The sequence below is a fragment of the Caulobacter sp. 73W genome (assembly GCF_041021955.1).
Taxonomy (GTDB): Bacteria; Pseudomonadota; Alphaproteobacteria; order Caulobacterales; family Caulobacteraceae; genus Caulobacter.
This window is the reverse complement of record NZ_CP158375.1, coordinates 3,670,137-3,690,202: the sequence shown is the minus strand read 5'-3', so window position 1 is coordinate 3,690,202 and position 20,066 is coordinate 3,670,137. Positions and strand designations below refer to the sequence as shown.

General features: G+C 67.3%; 15 protein-coding genes, 1 tRNA gene and 1 pseudogene. 6 read left to right on the top strand and 11 right to left on the bottom strand.

All coding sequences use genetic code 11. The features are described from left to right. The first annotated feature begins 97 nt into the window (after window positions 1–97). From ABOZ73_RS17635 to topA, 5 genes are all read left to right on the top strand, one after another. Complete coding sequence (locus tag ABOZ73_RS17635) at window positions 98–1,075, top strand: aspartate carbamoyltransferase catalytic subunit (protein ID WP_369059405.1); 978 nt, start codon at window positions 98–100, stop codon at window positions 1,073–1,075. After that, a complete protein-coding gene (pyrC, locus tag ABOZ73_RS17630; protein ID WP_369059404.1) occupies window positions 1,075–2,376 on the top strand; it encodes a dihydroorotase in 1,302 nt (433 codons plus the stop codon). The genes ABOZ73_RS17635 and pyrC overlap by 1 nt, the downstream gene beginning before the upstream one ends. Before the next feature lie 63 nt (window positions 2,377–2,439). Beyond that, a complete protein-coding gene (plsY, locus tag ABOZ73_RS17625) occupies window positions 2,440–3,075 on the top strand; it encodes a glycerol-3-phosphate 1-O-acyltransferase PlsY (protein ID WP_369059403.1) in 636 nt (211 codons plus the stop codon). Next, complete coding sequence (gene dprA / locus ABOZ73_RS17620) at window positions 3,072–4,184, top strand: DNA-processing protein DprA (protein ID WP_369059402.1); 1,113 nt, start codon at window positions 3,072–3,074, stop codon at window positions 4,182–4,184. Before plsY ends, dprA begins: the two co-directional genes overlap by 4 nt. 348 nt (window positions 4,185–4,532) lie before the next feature. After that, window positions 4,533–7,181, top strand: a complete 2,649-nt coding sequence (gene topA / locus ABOZ73_RS17615) for a type I DNA topoisomerase (protein ID WP_369059401.1) — start codon at window positions 4,533–4,535, stop codon at window positions 7,179–7,181. Here topA and mtnN read toward each other — a convergent pair. Both mtnN and bla read right to left on the bottom strand, forming a co-directional pair. After that, window positions 7,178–7,903 (bottom strand): 5'-methylthioadenosine/S-adenosylhomocysteine nucleosidase, encoded by a 726-nt coding sequence (gene mtnN / locus ABOZ73_RS17610; protein WP_369059400.1) that lies wholly within the window; start codon window positions 7,901–7,903, stop codon window positions 7,178–7,180. The two genes, topA and mtnN, sit on opposite strands and share 4 nt — an antisense overlap. Before the next feature lie 26 nt (window positions 7,904–7,929). Beyond that, entirely contained in the window at window positions 7,930–8,802 is an 873-nt protein-coding gene (gene bla / locus ABOZ73_RS17605) for a class A beta-lactamase (RefSeq protein WP_369059399.1), read from the bottom strand. Window positions 8,803–8,902: 100 nt separating this feature from the next. On the opposite strand from bla, the gene ABOZ73_RS17600 reads away from it, so the two are divergent. After that, window positions 8,903–9,772 (top strand): LysR family transcriptional regulator, encoded by an 870-nt coding sequence (locus ABOZ73_RS17600; RefSeq protein ID WP_369059398.1) that lies wholly within the window; start codon window positions 8,903–8,905, stop codon window positions 9,770–9,772. Between the two features lie 57 nt (window positions 9,773–9,829). Here ABOZ73_RS17600 and ABOZ73_RS17595 read toward each other — a convergent pair whose 3' ends face one another. The 9 genes and pseudogenes from ABOZ73_RS17595 to ABOZ73_RS17555 form a co-directional block, all read right to left on the bottom strand. Next, window positions 9,830–10,459, bottom strand: coding sequence for an ATP-dependent Clp protease proteolytic subunit (locus tag ABOZ73_RS17595; RefSeq protein ID WP_277786126.1), 630 nt, complete (start codon window positions 10,457–10,459; stop codon window positions 9,830–9,832). Window positions 10,460–10,569: 110 nt separating this feature from the next. Beyond that, window positions 10,570–10,941, bottom strand: coding sequence for an acyl-CoA thioesterase (locus ABOZ73_RS17590; RefSeq protein WP_369059397.1), 372 nt, complete (start codon window positions 10,939–10,941; stop codon window positions 10,570–10,572). A gap of 82 nt (window positions 10,942–11,023) precedes the next feature. Beyond that, the gene (gene tig, locus ABOZ73_RS17585; protein ID WP_369059396.1) at window positions 11,024–12,382 is read right to left on the bottom strand and encodes a trigger factor; all 1,359 of its coding nucleotides are present in this window, start codon (window positions 12,380–12,382) and stop codon (window positions 11,024–11,026) included. A gap of 349 nt (window positions 12,383–12,731) precedes the next feature. Next, on the bottom strand, window positions 12,732–15,113 hold the full coding sequence (locus tag ABOZ73_RS17580; protein ID WP_369059395.1) for a TonB-dependent receptor: 2,382 nt from the start codon (window positions 15,111–15,113) through the stop codon (window positions 12,732–12,734). A gap of 299 nt (window positions 15,114–15,412) precedes the next feature. Beyond that, a tRNA-Leu gene (locus ABOZ73_RS17575) sits at window positions 15,413–15,497 on the bottom strand. 66 nt (window positions 15,498–15,563) lie between these two features. Continuing rightward, window positions 15,564–18,140, bottom strand: a pseudogene (locus tag ABOZ73_RS17570) (TonB-dependent receptor); the annotation flags it as partial. A gap of 194 nt (window positions 18,141–18,334) precedes the next feature. After that, entirely contained in the window at window positions 18,335–18,550 is a 216-nt protein-coding gene (locus tag ABOZ73_RS17565; RefSeq protein WP_369059394.1) for a hypothetical protein, read from the bottom strand. A gap of 100 nt (window positions 18,551–18,650) precedes the next feature. Further along, window positions 18,651–19,496 (bottom strand): NAD(P)H-hydrate dehydratase, encoded by an 846-nt coding sequence (locus tag ABOZ73_RS17560; protein ID WP_369059393.1) that lies wholly within the window; start codon window positions 19,494–19,496, stop codon window positions 18,651–18,653. Between the two features lie 5 nt (window positions 19,497–19,501). Beyond that, on the bottom strand, window positions 19,502–20,065 hold the full coding sequence (locus tag ABOZ73_RS17555; RefSeq protein ID WP_369059392.1) for a histidine phosphatase family protein: 564 nt from the start codon (window positions 20,063–20,065) through the stop codon (window positions 19,502–19,504). Between the last annotated feature and the right edge of the window lies 1 nt (window position 20,066).

The window sequence follows — 20,066 nt, the reverse complement described above, 5'->3', positions numbered from 1 at the left end:
CTTCTGAATTCGTCATCCTGAGGAGCCGCAAAGCGGCGTCTCGAAGGACGCACGGCCAACTTCCCTTCTCCAACGAACCCGCCTAGAAGGCGGGCTCATGACGGCCAGCGCGCAAGGTATCGAGGCGATCACAGATCGCATGTTCCCCTTCCACAGCCGGCACCTGTTGTCGGCCGGCGATCTGAACGCCGTGCAGGCGGCGGATCTGCTGGATCTGGCCGACCAGTTCGTCCTTCTGAACCGACAGACCAACAAGACGCTCGACCTACTCAAGGGTCGGACGCTGATGAACCTGTTCTTCGAGAATTCGACCCGTACGCAAAGCTCGTTCGAGCTGGCCGGCAAGCGCCTGGGCGCGGACGTGGTCAACATGAACCCCAAGACCTCGTCGGTGGCCAAGGGCGAGACCCTGATCGACACCGCCGTGACCCTGAACGCCATGCAGCCCGACCTGCTGGTGGTGCGCCACGCCTCGTCCGGCGCCGCCTCGCTGCTGTCGCAGAAGGTCGGTTGCAGCGTGATCAACGCCGGCGACGGCCAGCATGAGCACCCGACCCAGGCGCTGCTGGACGCCCTGTCGATCCGCCGCGCCTTCGGACGCGTCTCCGGCCTGACCGTGGCGATCTGCGGCGACATCCTGCACAGCCGGGTGGCGCGCTCGAACGTCGCCCTGCTCAACACCCTGGGCGCCCATGTCCGCCTCGTCGGCCCGCCGACCCTGATGCCGTCGGCCGCCGACCGCTGGGGCGCGGAGGTCCATCACGACTTCCGCAAGGGCATCGCCGGCGCCGACGTGGTCATGATGCTGCGCCTGCAGCTAGAGCGGATGCAGGGGGCGCTGGTCCCCTCCACCCGCGAGTATTTCCGCTTCTGGGGCCTGGACCGCGAGAAGCTGGCCTTCGCCGCGCCGGGCGTGCGCGTCATGCACCCCGGCCCCATGAACCGCGGGGTCGAGATCGACTCCGAAGTGGCCGACGATCCTGAAGTCAGCCTGATCCAGAACCAGGTGGAGATGGGCGTGGCCATGCGCATGGCCGTCCTCGCCTCGCTGGCCGCCCGGCTGGAGAACGCCTGATGGCCACGACCGCTCGCCCCATCGCCATCATCAACGCCCGCCTGGTCGATCCGGCCAGCGGCTATGACGGCCCCGGCGCCCTGCTGACCAAGGACGGCGTGATCGCCCAGGTGGTTCAGGGCGGCGAGCTGAAGCTGCCCGACGACGTGCAGGTGATCGACGCCGCCGGCGCCATGCTGGCCCCCGGCCTGGTCGATCTGCGGGTGAAGACCGGCGAGCCCGGCTCGGAGCCCAAGGAAACCCTGAAGTCCGCCTCGCGCGCCGCCGCGGCCGGGGGCGTGACCTCCATGGTCGTGCAACCCGACACCGACCCGGCCGTCGATGATCCGGCCATGGTCGATTTCATCCTGCGCCGCGCCCGCGACGTGGAGCTGGTGCATGTCTATCCGGCCGGTGCGGCGACCCGCAGCCTGGGCGGCGAGCGGATGGCCGAGCTGGGCCTGATGCGCGAAGCCGGCTGCGTCTATGTCACCGACGCCGACCGCCCCATCGTCAACTCCAAGGTGTTCCAGCGCGTCCTGACCTACGCCAAGGCCTTCGACCTGTGGGTGGCGCACCGCCCGGTCGACCCGTGGCTGTCCAAGGGCGGCGCGGCCATCGGCGGCGAGTTCGCCGGCCGTATGGGTTTGCCGTCCGTGTCGCCCTATGCCGAACGCATCATGCTGGAGCGCGACCTGGCTCTCGCCGAGGCCACCGGCTCCAAGCTGCTGGTCGACCAGATCACCTGCGCCGACGCGCTGGAGAGCCTGAAGCGAGCCAAGGCCAAGGGTGTGAAGGTCGCCGCCACGGTGTCGATCAACCACCTGTCCTTCAACGAACTGGACATCGGCGACTACCGCACCTTCGCCAAGGTCAATCCGCCCCTGCGCGGCGAGGACGACCGTCAGGCCCTTATCGAGGCCCTCGCCTCGGGCCTGATCGACGTGGTGGTGTCGGCCCACAGCCCTGCTCCCGCCGAAGACAAGCGCCTTCCTTATGACGAGGCCGCGCCGGGCGCCGTGGGTCTGGAGACCCTGCTGCCGGCCCTGCTGGCCCTGCATCATGAGGGCCGCATCCCGCTGATCGACCTGATCGCGGCGGTCACCGTGAAACCGGCTGATCTGATCGGCCTGAAGGCGGGCCGCCTGGCCGTCGGCGCGCCGGCGGACCTGGTGTTGGCCGACCTGAACGCGCCGGTCGTCATCGACGCCGACAAGTTGCTGTCCAAGTCCAAGAACTCGCCCTTCGACGGTCGCCGCCTGCAAGGACGGGTGCTGACGACCGTTGTCGAAGGGCGCATCGTGCACCAGGCGCAGCAATAAGCTCAGCCTTGCAATCGGGACGGGCTCGTCCTCACATGAACCGGGTTATCGGAGAGTCGTAAGGTGGAATCCCTGGCTGGAGCCGTGTGGCTCACCCTCGGACTGGTGGTCGTCGGCGGTTACCTGCTCGGCTCGATCCCGTTCGGCCTGATCGCCACCCGCCTGGGCGGCGCGGGCGACATCCGCAACATCGGTTCCGGCAACATCGGGGCGACCAACGTCCTGCGCTCCGGCCGCAAGGACCTGGCGGCGATCACCCTGCTGGGCGACGCCGGCAAGGGCGTGCTGGCCGTGTTCCTGGCCCACCGGCTGACCAACGACAGCGCCGTCATGGTCGCCCTGGCTGGCGGCGCGGCCTTCCTCGGCCACCTGTTCCCGGTGTGGCTGAAGTTCAAGGGCGGCAAGGGCGTGGCCACCTTCTACGGCGTGCTGCTGGCCGCCGCGTGGCCCGTGGGCGTGCTGGCGGCCATCACCTGGCTGGCCATGGCCTTCATCTTCCGCATCTCGTCCCTGGCCGCCCTGACGGCCACGGCCCTGGCCCCGCTGTTCGCCCTGGCCACCGACCGGGGCTGGCCGATGGTCGGCCTGACGGTGTTCATGGCCGTGCTAGTGTTCATCCGCCACCACGAGAACATCGGCCGCCTGCTGAAGGGCCAGGAGCCGAAGATCGGCTCGAAGAAAGACAAGAAGGCCGAATGACCCAGGGGCCGCTGAGCGACCGAGAAAGAGTCGCCTGGCTGCGCTTGTCACGCACCGAGAACGTCGGCCCCGTCACCTTCGAACAGCTTGTCGTGCGCTTCGGCTCGGCCGATGCGGCACTATCCGCCCTGCCCGACCTCGCCCGGCGGGGCGGACGCATCAATCCCCTGACCATTCCCACCGTCGCCCAGGCCGAGGATGAGCTGGCGGCCGGCGATCGGCTTGGCGCGCACCTTCTGGCCGCGTGCGAGCCCACCTATCCTCGCCGCCTCGGGGCGCTCGATCCGCCGCCGCCCCTGATCTGGACCCTGGGGCGCGTCGAACTGCTCAACCGTCCCAGCATCGCCATCGTGGGCGCGCGCATCGCATCGGCAGCCGGCCAGCGGTTCGCCCGCGCCCTGGCGGTTGATCTGAGCAAGGCGGGGCATGTGGTCGTCTCGGGTCCGGCGCGCGGCATCGACGGCGCGGCGCATGAAGGCAGCCTCGCCGGCGGCACCGTCGCCGTCCTGGGCGGCGGGATCGACGACATCTATCCCCCCGAACACGCCGACCTGCACGCCCGCATCGCGGCGGAGGGCTGCATCGTCTCGGAAAGCCGTCCGGGCCAGCGGGCCCAGGCGAAGGATTTCCCCCGCCGCAACCGCATCATCGCCGGCCTGTCGCTGGGCGTGGTGGTGGTTGAGGCGGAGCTCAAGTCCGGCTCGCTGATCACCGCCCGCCTGGCGGCCGAACAGGGACGCGAGGTGTTCGCCGTGCCGAGCTCGCCCCTGGATCCCCGGGCGAAGGGGACCAACGACCTGATTCGGCAAGGCGCGGCGCTGTGCGAGGGCGTGGAGGACGTGTTGCGGACGCTGGAGGGAGTCCGCTCCCTCGGTGAGAACGACCGGCCCCGATATGCGGGACCGCCGCTCGACCAGCGCGCATTGGACGCCGCGGCTGACCGCTTGCGCGGCAAGGTGGAAGCGCTGCTGTCGCCCACGGCGATCTCGCGGGACGACCTGATCCGGGCGGTGGGCGAACCGGCGCCCCTGGTGCTGGCCGCGCTGGTGGAGCTAGTCCTCGCCGGTCGGGCTGAGATTTCTGCTGGCGGCCTAGTCAGCCGGCCGTAGGGCCGCGGCGTCCTCGACATCCGAAGCCATTCGCGCCGCTTCCAGCGCGGCCATCTGAAGGAGTGAGGCCAGGTGACGATGCCCCCGTCGGGCCGCCATCACACTGAGTTCGCCGAGCATCTCCTCTATATACGCCTCCACGCTCTCCGGCGGCGTATCAGGACCCACGGCGGATGCCCCCATTCCCAACTCCCCACTCAACCCCTACGCTAAACGCTATCTTCGCCCCCAAGGGTTGTAAACCTTGACGCGACGTCGCACGCGTTGACAGAACGGGTTCCACGCCCCCACTTTCCCGGCTCGCTCGGGTCCTCCCGCCCCTGCCTCCTTGAAAGTCGCCATTTCCGCATGAACGTCGTCGTCGTCGAAAGCCCGGCCAAGGCCAAGACCATCAACAAGTACCTGGGCTCCGACTACACGGTCCTCGCGTCCTACGGTCACGTCCGCGACCTGCCGTCCAAGGACGGTTCGGTGAACCCTGACGATGACTTCGCCATGCTCTGGGATGTGGACGCCAAGTCCGCCAAGCGCCTGTCGGACATCGCCGAAGCGGTGAAGAAGTCCGACCGCCTCATCCTGGCCACTGACCCGGATCGCGAAGGCGAGGCCATCAGCTGGCACGTCCTGGAAGTGCTCCAGAAAAAGAAGGTGCTGAAGGACAAGGCCGTCGAGCGCGTCACCTTCAACGCGATCACCAAGAGCGCCGTGTCGGAGGCCATGCGCCATCCGCGCCAGATCGACATGGAGCTGGTCGAGGCCTACCTGGCCCGCCGCGCCCTGGACTACCTGGTCGGTTTCACCCTCTCGCCGGTGCTGTGGCGCAAGCTGCCGGGCTCGCGCTCGGCCGGCCGCGTGCAGTCGGTCGCCCTGCGCCTGGTCGTGGACCGGGAGCTGGAGATCGAGCGCTTCAAGACCCAGGAATACTGGACGGTCGAGGCGGACGTGACCGCCGGCGCTGACCCGTTCCTGGCCCGCCTCGTCAAGCACGAGGGCAAGAAGCTCACCAAGTTCGACCTGCCCAACGAGGCGAGCGCCTCCACGGCCAAGGCCGCCGTGCAGGCCGCCTCCTTCAAGGTGACGGCGGTCGAGAAGAAGCCGGGCAAGCGCTCCCCGCCCCCGCCCTTCACCACCTCGACCCTGCAGCAGGAAGCCGCCCGCAAGCTCGGCTTCTCGGCCCAGCGCACCATGCAGGCCGCCCAGAAGCTGTACGAAGGCATCGACATCGGCGGCGAGACCGTCGGCCTGATCACCTACATGCGTACCGACGGCGTGCAGGCCGCGCCGGAAGCGCTGGATGAGGCGCGCAAGGTCATCGGCAACGTCTATGGGGCCGACTACGTCCCCGAGACGGCCCGCATCTACAAGACCAAGGCCAAGAACGCCCAGGAGGCGCACGAGGCGATCCGCCCGACGTCCTTGACCCGCAACCCCGGCTCCCTGCGCCTGGAGGCCGATCTCGGCCGCCTGTACGAGCTGATCTGGAAGCGGATGATCGCCTCCCAGATGGAAAGCGCCCGGATCGAGCGCACGACCGTCGACCTCGACAGCGCCGACGGCAAGACCGGCCTGCGCGCCACCGGCCAAGTGGTGCAGTTCCCGGGCTATCTGGCGGTCTATGAAGAAGGCCGCGACGATGAGGCCGACGAGGATGGCGGCCGTCTGCCGATCATCAACGAAGGCGCCGCCGCCCAGGTGCGCGAAGCCCGCGCTGACCAGCACTTCACCGAACCGCCCCCGCGCTATTCCGAAGCCAGCCTGGTCAAGAAGATGGAAGAGCTCGGCATCGGGCGTCCGTCGACCTACGCCTCGGTGCTGACCGTGCTGCGTGACCGCGCCTATGTCCGCATGGAGAAGCAGCGTTTCATCCCCGAGGACAAGGGCCGCCTAGTCACCGCTTTCCTGGAGCAGTTCTTCGAGCGCTACGTGGAGTACGACTTCACCGCCGCGCTGGAGGAAAAGCTCGACCTCGTCTCGTCCGGCGATCTCGACTGGAAGGACTTCCTGCGCGAGTTCTGGAAGGACTTCCACGCCCAGGTCGGCCAGATCAGCGAACTGCGCACCACCCACGTGCTGGACGCCCTGAACGACGCGCTCGGCCCGCACATCTTCCCGGACAAGGGCGACGGCACGGACCCGCGCGCCTGCCCGACCTGCGGCACCGGCCGCCTGAGCCTGAAGACCGGCAAGTTCGGTGCCTTCATCGGTTGCTCGAACTATCCGGAATGCCGCTTCACCCGCCCCATCGCCACCTCCGAGGGCGAAGGCGAGGAGCAGGCCGCCGACAAGGAGTTGGGGATCAATCCGGCGACCGGCCAGGCCGTGTGGCTTAAGGTCGGCCGCTTCGGCCCCTATGTCGAAGAAATGGGCGCCGCCGAGGGCGAGAAGCCCAAGCGCGGCAGCATTCCCAAGGGCTGGGCCCCGGCGACCATCGACATCGACAAGGCCCTGCGCCTGCTGTCCCTGCCGCGTGAAGTCGGTAACCACCCCGAGGACGGCAAGCCCATCGTCGCCAACCTGGGCCGCTTTGGTCCGTACGTGCAGCACGACGGCACCTACGCCAACCTGGACAGCGCCGACGAGGTCTTCGAGGTCGGCCTGAACCGCGCGGTCGCCGTCCTGGCTGAAAAGCGGGCCGGCGGCGGACGTGGCCGCGCGGCCGCGGCGGCTCTGAAGGACCTGGGCGTCCACCCGGCCGACGGCGCGCCGGTGAAGGTGCTGTCGGGCCGCTTTGGTCCCTACATCAAGCACGGCTCCACCAACGCCAACGTGCCCCGCGGCACCGACCCGCAGGACCTGACCCTTGAGGTCGCGGTCCAACTGCTGGCGGAACGCGAGGCCAAGGGCGGCGGCAAGAAGCCAGCGAAGAAGGCCGCCAAGCCGAAGGCCGAAGCCAAGCCCAAGGCGGCCGCGGCCAAGAAGCCCGCCGCGAAAAAGCCGGCCGCCAAGAAGGCTCCGGCCAAAAAGGCCGCTCCGAAGAAGAAGGCCGCCGAGGCCTAGATCAGGATTTCCAGCAACGCGCTGACACACAGCGCGCTGTTGCGGGCGGCCATGGCGGCCATTTGGGCGAAGCTCAAGTGGCTGTCGTCCCCCGCCTGATCCGACAGGGTCCGGATGACGTAGAGCGGCGCGCCCCAGGCGGCGGCCACTTGAGCCACGGCGCCCGACTCCATGTCGATGGCGTCCGCCCCCAAGGCCGCGTGCAGGTCGTCGCGCGTGGCTGCGCAGTTGAGGAAATAGTCGGCGGTGATGAGCGAGCCTAGGGCCACTGGTGCGTCGATCCGGCCCGCCACGGCGTCGCGAAGCCGACCCAGAGTCGCCTGAACGTCCACGCGCACCGGCGTCACCGCCTCCAGCATCGGCGCGCCGATGGGGTTGATGCCCGATGCCGTCCGCACGAACGCCCGATCGGCGATCAGGCCGAAGTCGTGGATCGCCAGCCTCTCGCCCAGGAGAACCGATCCGACGCCGAAGGCGGGGTTCAAACCGCCCGCGACGCCGGAAAAGATCAGGGCTGAAGCCTCGTAGCGGTCCAGCAGCACGGCCGCCGCGGCCGCCGCATTGACCTTGCCGACCCCGGCCATGGCCAGGGCGACCGGACGGCCGCCGTGCTCACCTGTCCAGACCTGGGTCGCGCCGTGGCGGCTAGGCCGTTCGTTCACATGAAGCTGCTGACGAAGGGCCGACAGTTCTTCCGGGATGGCGCAGAGCACGGCGTGCATGGGGGACCTCGTTTCGATCCCTCCGCTTACCCCGAATAGACCGAGGCGACGATCCTCGCCGCGCTGGCGATGACGCTGTTGCGGGCATCCAGCTTGGCCGCGGACCCATCGTAGAAGACCGTGAGGATGATCGGCCCACCCTTGGGCGGCCACAGGATTGCCACGTCGTTTGTCGCCCCGCCGTCCCAGGTCCCGGTCTTGTCGCCGACGACCCAGTCATCCGGCACCCCGGCGCGGATGCGCGCGTCACCCGTGGTGTTGGCGATCAGCCAGGTCTTCAACTGCTCGCGCGACTTGGCCGACAGGGCGTTGCCGAGCACCAGCCGGTTGAGGGTGCCGGCCATGGCGGCGGGTGTGGTGGTGTCGCGCTCGTCGCCGCCGATCACCACATTCAACTCCGGCTCCCGCCTGTCGAGACGGGTGACCCCGTCCCCCACAGATCGCAGGAAGCTCGTCAGGCCCGCCGGACCACCCGTGTCGCGCAGCAGCAGGTTGGCCGCCGCATTGTCGCTGAGGGTGACGGTCGCCTGACACAACTCGGCGATGCTCATCGTCCCGCCCACGCGCTTCTCGACGGCGGGTGAGTAGGTGACGAGGTCGGCCTTCTGGACGGGGATGCGGCGGGCGAGGGTCTCCTTGCCCGTATCCACGCGGCTGAGAACCTGAGCCGCCAGCAGCGCCTTGAAGGTGCTGCACATGGCGAACCGCTCATCCAGGCGATGGCCCCAGACCTCTCCGGTCGCCGCATTTCGCACGCCCACGCCAAGCCGGCCGCCGCTCTTGCGCTCCAGCTCAGCGATACGCTGGATAATGCCAGCCGGCGCCGCGAAGGCGGCCCCGGTCGCCGTCATGGCGATTCCAAGGCTCAGGCCGATCATCAGATTTCTACGGTCGATCATGGGTGAAACTCCCTCTGTCGCGGCGCAGATTGCGCAGGGAGACCGCCGGCCACAAACGATGATAAGTCGGCGGAGCCATTAGCTAAATTTGGGTCGAGATGTGACACGCCCTCACCTGCCGCTCAACGCCCTGCGCGCCTTCGAGGCCTCGGCCCGACATCTCAGCTTCACGCGAGCCGCTATCGAGCTGTGCGTCACCCAGGCGGCCGTCAGCCACCAGGTGAAGGGGTTGGAGCAACGCCTCGGCGCGACCCTGTTCCGCCGCCTGCCGCGCGGCCTGGCCCTGACCGACGAGGGGCTGGCCCTGCTGCCGTCCCTGACCGACAGCTTCGACCGCATCGGCGACATCATGGAGCGGTTCGAGGGCGGCCGGGTGCGCGAGGTGCTGACCGTCGGCGCGGTGGGCACCTTCGCGGTGGGATGGCTGCTGCCCCGCCTGCAGGCCTTCGCCGAGGCGCACCCCTTCGTGGACCTGCGCCTGATGACCAATAACAACCGCGTCGACATCGCGGCGGAGGGCCTGGACTACGCCGTCCGCTTCGGCGACGGCGCCTGGCACGGCACCAACGCCGAGCCGCTGTTCGACGCGCCCATGTCGGCCCTCTGCGACCCCGTCACGGCCGCCAGGTTGGCGACGCCCCAGGACCTGACCCGCGAGACCCTGCTGCGCTCCTACCGCTCCGCCGACTGGCCCGACTGGTTCGCCGCCGCGGGCGTCGACGGCTCCCACATCCGGGGGCCGGTGTTCGACAGCTCGTGGGTGATGGTCGAGGCGGCCATGCAGGGCTTCGGCGTCGCCCTGGCCCCGCCGATGATGTTCGAGCGGGAGCTGGCCCAGGGGCGGATCATCCAGCCCTTCGAGACTGCCGTCTCCACGGGGCGCTACTGGCTGACCCGGCTCAAGTCCAAACAGACCACCAGCGCCATGCGGGCGTTTCGCGAGTGGCTGATGGAACAGGGCGCCGCCTAAAGAAAAAGCCTCCCCATCGCTGGGGAGGCTCGATCCTTGTTCCGATGACGGAAGGGCTTAGCCCTTCACGGCCTCAGCCACGTCGCGGGTCTCGACCACCTGGTCGACGAGGCCCCAGGCCAGGGCCTCCTCGGCGCTCATGAAGTGGTCGCGGTCCAGGGTGCGCTCGACCTCTTCCAGGGTGCGGCCGCAGTGCTTGACGTAGATCTCGTTCAGGCGGCGCTTGGTCTTGATGATGTCCTCGGCGTGGCGCTCGATGTCCGAGGCCTGACCGCGGAAGCCGCCCGACGGCTGGTGCACCATGATGCGGGCGTTCGGCAGGCTGATGCGCTGACCGGCCGCGCCGGCGGCGAGGATCAGCGAACCGGCCGAGGCGGCCATGCCCATGCACACCGTCGAGACCGGGCTCTTGATGTATTGCATGGTGTCGTAGATCGCGAGCGCCGACGTCACCACGCCGCCCGGCGAATTGATGTACATGGCGATCTCTTTCTTGGGGTTCTCGGACTCCAGGAAGAGAAGCTGGGCGCAGATCAGGCTGGCCATGCCGTCTTCGAACGGACCGGTCAGGAAGATGATCCGCTCACGCAGCAGGCGCGAGAAGATGTCGAACGCGCGCTCACCGCGGCTCGACTGCTCGACGACCATGGGGACCAAACCGCTCATCATGGTCATGGGATCTTGCATGGAATGCCCTTCATAGAATTGGTGGGCGGCGCATCGACGCCCGTTGCGCCGCCGTCCTTCCCGATATCGCGTGCGCCTCGCGCTTATGCAAGGCGGGCGCACGCGGCTTTTTAGGCGGCGTCCTTAACGGGAGGCATCGCATAGCCCTCCGGCGCGTCGGTGGCGACCATGTGGAACAGCCCCCGGGCGCAGACCCGGCGGTCTCCGCTGAGCAGGGATTCGGCCTCCAGGGTGACCTCGACAGTCAGGGATTTGCGCCCCGCCCTCACCACCGTGGCGAAGGCCTCGACCACCTCGCCCACTCGCGCGGCGTTGATGAAATCGATGCGTTCGCACGAGGCGGTGACGAAGGTCAGCCGGGCATGGCGGGTGGCGGCGATGAACGCCGCCTTGTCCATCCGCGCCAGGGCCACGCCGCCGAACAGGGTGCCGTGGTGATTGGCGTCGCCGGGAAAGACCATGTCGGTCAGGAGTGCGGTCATGGAAAACTCGAAAGCTGGAAATGAAACAGGGCGGCCTCCTTTCGGAGACCGCCCTGAGAAGATCGCGTCGAACGCGTGATCTTTAGGCGCTGTAGCCTTCCGGCAGGTCGTCGTCCTGGAGGAGCTCTTCCTTGGACACCAACTCTTCGGTCACCTTGGCCTTGTCGAAGATCAGGTCCACGACCTTGTCTTCGTACAGGGGCGCGCGGACCTGGGCCTGGGCGTTCGGGTTCTGCTGGTAGAACTGCATGACCTGCTGGGCCTGGGCGCCGTACTGGATCGCTTCGCGGCGGATGGCTTCCATCAGTTCGCGGTCCGAGACCGAGACGTCGTGCTTGCGGCCGATCTCGGCCAGCACCAGACCCAGGCGCACGCGGCGCTCGGCGATCTTGCGGTATTCGGTCTGCAGTTGCTCGTCCGACTTGCCGGCATCTTCTTCCGGCAGGCCGCCACGTTCCTTGTCAGCCTGGACCTGTTGCCAGATGCCGGCGAACTCGGCGTCCACCATGCGCGGCGGCAGCGGGAAGTCGTGCTTGGTGTCCAGCGCGTCGAGCAGAGCGCGCTTCAGCTTGAAGCGCGAGCTGGCGGCGTAGCGGTCGGCCAGGTTCTTGCGCAGCAGGTCGGTCAGCGAAGCCAGGTCCTTCAGGCCCAGGCGCTCGGCCAGGGCGTCGTCGGCCTTGCCGTCGACCGGAGCACGGACTTCCTTCACCGTCACGGCGAACTCGGCGTCCTTACCGGCCAGGTGAGCGGCTTGGTATGCTTCCGGGAACTGCACCTTCACGGTGACTTCGTCGCCGGCCTTGGAGCCGACCAGTTGTTCTTCGAAGCCCGGGATGAACTGGCCCGAACCCAGGACCAGCTCGGCGTCGTCGGCCTTGCCGCCTTCGAACTCGACGCCGTCGATGCTGCCGACGAAGTTGATCAGCAGTTGGTCTTCGTCCTTGGCCTTAACCGACTTGCCGCTGCGCGGCTCATAGGTGCGGGCCTGCTTGGCCAGTTCGGCCAGGGCCTCTTCGACTTCTTCGTCCGACGGGGCGTAGACCGGACGCTTCAGCTCCAGGGTCGTCACGTCGATCGGCTCGAAGTCGGGCATGATTTCGACGGCCAGTTCGAAGGTCAGGTCTTCGCCGCCGGCGATGACCTTGTCCATGTCCGATTCTGGCTTCAGGTCCGGCTGGCCGGCAGGACGCAGCTTGTTGTCGTCCAGCACCTTCTGGGTGGTTTCGTTGAGCGCCTGCTCGATGACTTCGCCCATCAGCGCCTTGCCATAGAGGCGACGAACGTGGGCCGTCGGCACCTTGCCGGGACGGAAGCCCTTCACGTTCATCTGCGGGGCGACTTCCTTGATGCGGGCGTCGAGGCGCGTGGCGAGTTCGCCGGCCGGAACGGTGACGCCATAAACGCGGCTCAGGCCTTCGCCCGACTTTTCAACGATCTGCATGGACATTGTCTTCTCAAGTCTCGGACAGGCGAACGTGAAACACGTCCCTTACGTCCGCCTATCGGGATGAAACAGCAGCGCCGCCGTCGAGGCCCCGTGGACACGGTGCGCCCGCGCGGCGGCGCGAAGGTCGCCCTTATGTCATGCGCGGGCTTCCGGGCCAAGCCCGACTTTATGCGGCGGAACAAGCGGGAAAACGCCGCCATGGCGGCGAAATGACCGCGGCGGGAGACCCGCGCCCTCCCCTCCCGCGCGCCGAAACGCAAAACGCCGGCGGCCATTCGGCCTACCGGCGTTCAGGGTCGAGGGGGCCGGGCCGGATCGCCGAAGCGATCCAGCCCTTCGATCCCTAGTACTTCAGGCTGATTTCCAGACCAAAGGTCCGGGGCTCGTTGAAGTTGGCGTAGTCGCCGATGGCGTTCGAGCCCGAACGACCTTCCGTCGAGCGACGGTAGATGTAGTCGTTGTTGAGCAGGTTACGCGACCAGACCGACACCGTGATGTTCTGGCCTTCAGCCACTTGCCAGTTGGCGAGCGAGGCGCGGGCGTTGACCACGAAGGCGTCGTCGGTCTTTTCCGGCGACTGTTCGAAGCTCTGGGTGCCGGTCGAGAAGTTGGCGTCCAGGTGCAGGCGCAGGTCCGCGAATTCCAGCGGTTGCACATAGTCCAGCGAGCCGCTGAGCGCGTGCTTGGGGGTGTAGATGATGTACACCGGCTGGATCGTGCCGCAGGCCGGGCAGTTCGCCGAGGCCGGGAACGGGTTGCGGGCGTCCGGAACGTTCGTCTCGGTGTAGGCGTAGGCGAAGCTGGCGCGCAGGTTCTCGGTGATGCGACCGGAGACGTCGAACTCGAGACCGCGGATGTCGCTGGTGCCCGGAGCGTTGACCGTTTCCACCGTGTTGCGGGTGTTGCCCGTGACGGGGTCCGGAGCAACCAGGGTGAACTCGATCTGGGTGTTGGTGCGGTTCATGTCGAACAGCGCCAGGTTGACGTTGAAGCGGTCCAGCAGGAGCGCCTTCAGGCCGATTTCGAAGCTTTCGACTTCTTCCAACTCGAAGGGCGCGTAGGACAGCGAGCGCGAGTTGGCGCCGCCGGCGCGGTAGCCGGTCGAGAACGTGCCGTAGACGTTGATGTCCGGGGTCACGTCGAAGCCGATGGTCACGGTCGGGTCGAAGCGGTTCTCTTCCAGTTCGAACTGGAAGTTACGCGCCGTGTTGCTGACCTTGTAGAGCGTGCCTTCCTTGTCGTCCGAGGTGTAGCGGCCGCCCAGGGTGATCTTCATCTGGTCGTTGAGGATCGGCGGGTTGTAGACCGTGTGGACGTAGATGCCCTTGCTGGTCGACTTGGCCACGCTGCCGCGGTCGATGGCGCGGAAGCCGCGGGTGATGCCGGCGGTCTTCGGATCACGGACCACGTAGTTACCGTTCGAGCCGACGTAGGTCAGGGTGCTCGGCGTCGCCGCTTCTTCCCAGGCCTTTTCGTTGAAGTAGTAGAGGCCGACGACGTAATCGAGGCGATCCTCGAAGGCCGAACCGACGAACTGGAACTCCTGGCTGCGCTGGAACTGTTCCATGTCCGACAGGCTGTAGCGCGAGAAGTTGCGCGCCGAGTTGCCTTCCGGAGCGTTCGGCTGGAACACCGGCGGACGGTTCGGACCGCCAGCGTTGTCGTACTGCTCAACCCACACTTCGCGGAAGGCGGTGATCGAGCGGATTTCCAGGTTCGGGTTCACTTCGTACTTCATGTGAAGCGAGTGGCCCGAGATCTCGTCGATGCTGGCTTGTTGCGGAACGCCCGCGTCAGCCACCTTCTGGCGGTCGGGGTGCACGCCGATGCCCGGGGGCAGCGGCGAGATCGTGCCGCTCGGACGCGGGAACACGGTCGAGACCGGCAGGCCCAGCGGATTGTAGTTCACCAGCTGGCTGAGGAACGGCGTCGATTCGCTGCGGGCGGTGTCGTAGGCGTACAGGGCTTCGAAGCCCTCGATCGGGCGCCACATCGCCGAGACGCGCAGGCCTTCGCGATCAAGGTAGTTCCAGCCCAGCTGGCCTTCCATCGGGTTCTTGGTGGTCTCGTCGCGGTGCTGAAGGGCCGCGTCGATCTTGATGCTGACGCCGGCGATCTCAGGCAGATCCAGGTGGGCGTCGGCGTTGTAGCCGTTGAAGTTGCTGACGCCGGCGGTGGCGCGCAGGCCGTACTCGCCGGTCGGGCGGCGGGTGACCATGCTGACCGCGCCGCCTTCGGTGTTACGACCGAACAGCGTGCCTTGCGGGCCGCGCAGGACTTCGATGCGCTCGAGGTCGAGGATGCCGGCGTTCAGGCCTTGCTGGCGGCCCAGATAGACGCCGTCCAGATAGACGCCGACGCCCTGCTCGCGGGCGGGCTGGTTGGCGTCGTTCGGCACGATGCCGCGGATGCCGACGGTCAGCGCGGTCGAGCGCGACTCGAAGGTGGTCATACGCAGGGTGGGAACGCTGCTGGCGATGTCGAGAAGCGACTGGACCTGAGCGGCCTTCATCGTCTCGGCGCCGATGACGGCGATGGCGATCGGGGTTTCGCGCAGGTTCGTCTCGCGCTTGGTCGCGGTGACGATCAGGTCGTCGACCAGGACGCCCTGATCCGCGGCGGCGTCAGCGCCGGCTTCGGCGGCGACTTCAGCGAATGCCAGGCCCGGAACGGCGAGCATTGCGGCCGTTGCGAGGATGTGACGGCGATAGGATTTGAGCTTCATGGTGGGTCCCCAGTGAGTTGGGGGAGACCTAGAAGAGCCCTGTGACACCGCCGTAACGCAAAAATGAATGTTCTGCGACAGTGTCGAAATGCCCACACTCCGGCGTTTTGGGCCGGTTCGGCTTAAATTTTCCAGGTAAGACAAAGCGACGCTTCAAGTCATCGTCACATAGCTTACCCGCAGCGCAACCTTGACCTACGGGCCGTCGCAGCCCGCGCGATGCGCAAGGCCAAGCTGGGTAAGCGGTTGGAGATGTTGAGAAGAAAGGCCGCTGACGGCGGCGCCCGAAATTCGGGGAATGGTGCGGATGAGAGGACTCGAACCTCCACGCCTCTCGGCGCTGGAACCTAAATCCAGTGCGTCTACCAGTTCCGCCACATCCGCAGGTTCGCGAAGCGACTTAGGGTAAGCCCGGCACCGAGGCAAGCGCCGGGCTCATTCAGGCGAGGATCAGAAGTTGATCGCCGCGCCGACCCAGTAGGTCCGGCCGTAGTTCGCCCACTCCTGCAGGTAGCGACGGCCAGGGCCGGTCACTTCCTGGCGGCCGGTGTTCGAGAGGTTCTGGCCCTCGGCGTACACGGTCACGTTGTCGGTCAGGCGCCAGGAGACGCTGGCGTCGAACAGGTGACGGCCCTTCCAGTACTGGTCGGCGTTGGGGATCGTGTCGTTGATCGTCTCCAACTGGCCGCCGATGTAGTTGTGCGACACCCGGGCCTCGAACGGACCGCGCTGGTAGTAGATCAACTCGTTGGTGGTGATCTCCGGCTGCTGGAACAGGCCGGTGACGCGCGGACCGGTGGCGGTCAGGAAGGTGAACTCCGTATCCAGCCAGGTGACGTTGCCGTTGAAGCCGAAGCCGTTGAACGGCGACGGCAGGAAGGTGAAGGCCTGCTGCACGGCGAACTCGACGCCCTTGATCTTGGCCGACTCCGCGTTGCGCGGGGTCGAGACCAGGACCGCTTCCACGCCGCGCCCGATGTCCAGGTTCTCCACGCCCGACAGCGTGAAGATCTCGTTCTTGATGTCCTTGGAGAACAGGGCCAGCGAGATCAGGCCGTCACGCGGATAGAACTCGACCGACAGATCGAGGCCTTCGCTCTCACGCGGCTTCAAGCCGGGATTGCCGCGAGACACGGTCGGCTGGCTGCCGTCGAAGCTGATGGCTTCGCTGGCGGCCAGCGAGCCGAAGTCCGGACGGCCGATTGTGTTGGTCCAAGCCGCGCGGACGATCAGGTCCGGGCGCACGTCCCACTGCATATGGACGCTGGGCATGAAGCTGTCATAGCCGCCCGAGTTGCTGACCGGGCTCAGCACACCGCCGCTGGAGCGGGTGGCGTCGGATTCAACCTCGGTGCGCTCGTAGCGCAAGCCGCCCAGGAGCGTGACGTCGCCGAACTTGTAGCTGGCCTGGCCGTAGGCGGCGTAGACGTCTTCCTTCACCTCGTAGTTGCCGGTCGGCACGGTGACGGCGGTCGTGAAGCGCGAGCGGTTGGCGTTGAAGAAGTCCATCGCCTCCTTCGCGCCGATGCGCGGCGACAGCAGGTAGCGGCCGGCGATCAGCTGGCTCGGACCCGCAACATCGACCTCGGCCAGTGTGTAGTTGAAGCCGGTCCCAGCGCGGTAGTTGATCTGGGAGTCGGCGAACTGCCGCTTGCTGGAGCGGATCACGCCGCCGAACTTGGCCTTGAAGTTCCGGTCGTCCAGGCCCTGGTCGAAGGCCAGGTCGAAGCGGCCCTGGAAGGCCTTCTCTTCCGTCTCGGTCAGCGCGTCGCGGTGCTGCTGCAGATTGTAGTTCGCGGGATTGCGGATCGCCGCGTCGTTCACCGGCGTGAAGACCGGGAACATCGGGTTGGTCGTGTCGTAGGTGAAGCCGTAGTTGGCGCCGGCCGCATCGACGGTGCGGAACTCCACCGAGTGGTTCGGCACTTCGAGCTGCGCCTGCGAGTAGACGAGGTCGCCGGTGGCGGTCCACTGGGCGTTCAGGTTCCAGTCCAAGCCGGTGCGGGCCAAGGCGATCTCGCGCTTGGTGATCGGCTGGTTCAGCTGGATCACGCCGCGGCCGCGGGCGAAGGCGCCGCTGGTCTGGGTCTGGCTGGCGACGTTGCCCAGAGGCTCGATGCGGAACTCGATGCGCTCCTCATCATCCTCCATGCGGGCGTATAGCGCCGAGGCCTCCCAGTGCATGTCGTCGTTTGGGCGGTACTCGATCTTGCCGTTCACGCCGCTGCGCTGCTTGGTGTTGTTGTACCAGAACAAGCGCTGGAAGGTCGGCACCTGGATGCCGTTGCCGCGCGGATCGCCCGAGTTCACCGGCGCGCCGGCCGCGGTGTACTCGCGCACCGAAGGCGCCTGCAATTCCAGCTGCGGGATGTCGTAGTCGAGCTGCTCCTGCGAAGCCCCGATCACCACACCCCACTCGTTGTCGGCGCCGAAGGTGGTGCCGGCCGCGAAGGCGGCGCGATAGTTGGCCTTGTCGTTACGAACGTCGCCGTGACGCTCATAATGACCATAGGACGCGATGGCGCTGACGAACGGGCCGTCGGCGTCGAAGGCGCTGCGTGTCTTCACGTCGATGGCGCCGCCGATGGCGTTGCCGTCCTTGTCCGGCGTCACCGTTTTGACGACTTCCAGACGGCCGACCATGACCGAAGGCACGATGTCGAGCGGCACGGTGCGGCCGCTTTCGTCCACCGACGAGACGATGGCCCCATCGACCGTGGTGCGGTTGTAGGTGGAGCGCAGGCCGCGCACGACCGGGAAGCGCGGCTCGCCTTGGTCTTCCATCACCGAGATGCCCGGGATGCGGCGCAGGGCGGCGGCGGTGTTGTGGTCCGGCATCTTGCCGATGTCGTCGGCGGAGATGACGTCTGCGACGGCGAAGTTCTCGCGCTTCACCGCGATGGCGGCGCTCTGAGCCTTGCGCTGGCCGGTAATGATCACTTCATCGACGTCGGTCGCCTCCTGGGCGCGGACCATCGACGGCGCGCACAGGGCGCTAGCGGCCAGAAGGCCGGCGACGAGACTTCTGAGACGTGAAATTCCGCGCCATTTGCGCCCCCATTGTTGCAATGCAACGGGGGCTATAGGCGCCGCATGTGACAGCCGCGCGTGACTTCAGTGTCGTTGCGACGACGACTGACGCACTCTCGAAGAATTGAAAAACCGCTTCAACTTCCGCGAGTTGCGGAAGCTAGAACCGCTCTTCCTAGACGAGTATGGCGCTACTTGCCGGCCGCTTCGGCCAGCTCTTCGGCGGTCGCCGGACGGCAGACCTTCTTGGCCACACGGGCGCCCGGGGTTTCGACCTTCGCGCAGACCATCTTCACCTTCTTCTCGGCCGGCTTTTCAGCGGCGGGCTTGTCCTGTGCGACTTGGCTTTCGGCGGGTTGGGCGGCGGCGGTCGAGGCGGCGGCGAGCAAGGCGATCAGAAGCGACATAGGGGTTCCGGTCCAGAGAGATAACGAGCGTCGGCGAATGCAGTAACAACTGCACTGAAGATGTCCAGAGACCGACGGTCGATAATCGACGCTATCGCAGCTATCGCCCGACTTTTGCGACGAACAGCGCATTCAGGGCGGCAGGAACCAGGTTCGGAAGGTCCTCGGAGATCAAACCCGGACCAAAGGCGCCTGCGCATTGAGCATGCAGCCAGACCGCCGCGCAGGCCGCCTCGAAGCTGGGCATGCCCTGAGCGATCAGGCCGGCGCAGAAGCCGGCTAGCACGTCGCCCGTTCCCGCCGTCGCCAGCCAGGGCGAACCGTTCGGGTTTACGGCCGCCCGCCCGTCGGGCGCCGCGATCACCGTCTCTGGCCCCTTGAGTATCACCACCGCGCCGGCCCGTGCAGCCGCCTCACGCGCCGCCTCTTCCCGGCCCTTCTCTTCCAGCAGGCCCGGAAACAGCCGCCCGAACTCACCCGGATGCGGCGTCAGCACGTCGTCGCGGTCAAGGACTGAGAACAGGTTGTCTGGATCTTCCTGGAAACTGGTCAGGGCGTCGGCGTCGATGACCAGGGCCACGCCGGTGGCCGTCAGGGCGAAGAGGTTGAGCGTCGTGCGCTCCCCTACCCCCGCCGCCGGGCCGATCACCGCAGCGTCGGCGCTTTCGGCCAGTTCCGCCAACTGACCCGGCTCTTCGAAGCCGCGCAGCATGACCGCCTCCAGGTGAGCGGCGTGCGAAGCCAGGGCCTCGGTCGGCGACAGCATGGTCACTACGCCCGCCCCGATCCGCAGGCCCGCCCGCGCCGCCAGCCGCGGGGCTCCGGTGCTCCAGGCGTCGCCGCTGACAACGACCATTCGCCCCCGGGCGTGCTTGTGCGCATCGGCGGGCGGCCACGGAAAGAGCGGCAGCCAGAGGTCGGGATCGTTGCGGAGCATGTCGGCCATGACGGTCACAATACCTGAGTGGACGCCTCCGCTCCCTGTTCAACCAGGCGAAGCCGTCCGTCTTTGATCTCGAACACGGTGATCGAGGCGTGATCGGGGCGGAAGACCACGGCGCGATCATCGCCGATCGCCGTGCCCACCGCCGCGTTCAGGGCCACGAAATGACTGAAGACCGCGCAGCCCTCGTACTCTGCGACCGCCGCGGCGACGCCCGCGGCCCAGTCGGCGTAGTCCAGATCCCCCTCGATTTCGCCCCAGCGGGCGCCGAAGGCGGCGCGCAACCAGCCGGGACGCTCCTCGCCAGTCAGCGCCTTCGGCGTCGGGATTTCGCCAACGCGCGGATCGATCTCCATCGCCATGCCCAAAGCGTCGGCGAAGGGTTGGGCCGTCTCGCGGCAGCGGCGCAGCGGCGAGCTGATCACGCGGGTCGGCCGCTCGGCTGGCGACAAGGCCATCAACGCCTCGGCGGCGGCCCGCGCCTGCGCCTGCCCGACCTCGTCCAGGCCCGGATCGTCATCCGCTCCGCCCCAGGTGGAGGCCGGCTTGCCGTGTCGGATCATGCGGATCATG

Excerpts from the sequence above, each read along its gene's own strand:
- ABOZ73_RS17590 (WP_369059397.1), bottom strand. The coding sequence starts at position 10,941 with ATGACCGCACTCCTGACCGACATGGTCTTTCCCGGCGACGCCAATCAC.
- ABOZ73_RS17565 (WP_369059394.1), bottom strand. The coding sequence starts at position 18,550 with ATGTCGCTTCTGATCGCCTTGCTCGCCGCCGCCTCGACCGCCGCCGCC.
- tig (WP_369059396.1), bottom strand. The coding sequence starts at position 12,382 with ATGCAGATCGTTGAAAAGTCGGGCGAAGGCCTGAGCCGCGTTTATGGC.
- ABOZ73_RS17560 (WP_369059393.1), bottom strand. The coding sequence starts at position 19,496 with ATGGCCGACATGCTCCGCAACGATCCCGACCTCTGGCTGCCGCTCTTT.
- bla (WP_369059399.1), bottom strand. The coding sequence starts at position 8,802 with ATGATCGACCGTAGAAATCTGATGATCGGCCTGAGCCTTGGAATCGCC.
- dprA (WP_369059402.1), top strand. The coding sequence starts at position 3,072 with ATGACCCAGGGGCCGCTGAGCGACCGAGAAAGAGTCGCCTGGCTGCGC.
- ABOZ73_RS17635 (WP_369059405.1), top strand. The coding sequence starts at position 98 with ATGACGGCCAGCGCGCAAGGTATCGAGGCGATCACAGATCGCATGTTC.
- mtnN (WP_369059400.1), bottom strand. The coding sequence starts at position 7,903 with ATGCACGCCGTGCTCTGCGCCATCCCGGAAGAACTGTCGGCCCTTCGT.
- ABOZ73_RS17555 (WP_369059392.1), bottom strand. The coding sequence starts at position 20,065 with ATGATCCGCATGATCCGACACGGCAAGCCGGCCTCCACCTGGGGCGGA.
- ABOZ73_RS17595 (WP_277786126.1), bottom strand. The coding sequence starts at position 10,459 with ATGCAAGATCCCATGACCATGATGAGCGGTTTGGTCCCCATGGTCGTC.
- topA (WP_369059401.1), top strand. The coding sequence starts at position 4,533 with ATGAACGTCGTCGTCGTCGAAAGCCCGGCCAAGGCCAAGACCATCAAC.
- ABOZ73_RS17580 (WP_369059395.1), bottom strand. The coding sequence starts at position 15,113 with ATGAAGCTCAAATCCTATCGCCGTCACATCCTCGCAACGGCCGCAATG.
- pyrC (WP_369059404.1), top strand. The coding sequence starts at position 1,075 with ATGGCCACGACCGCTCGCCCCATCGCCATCATCAACGCCCGCCTGGTC.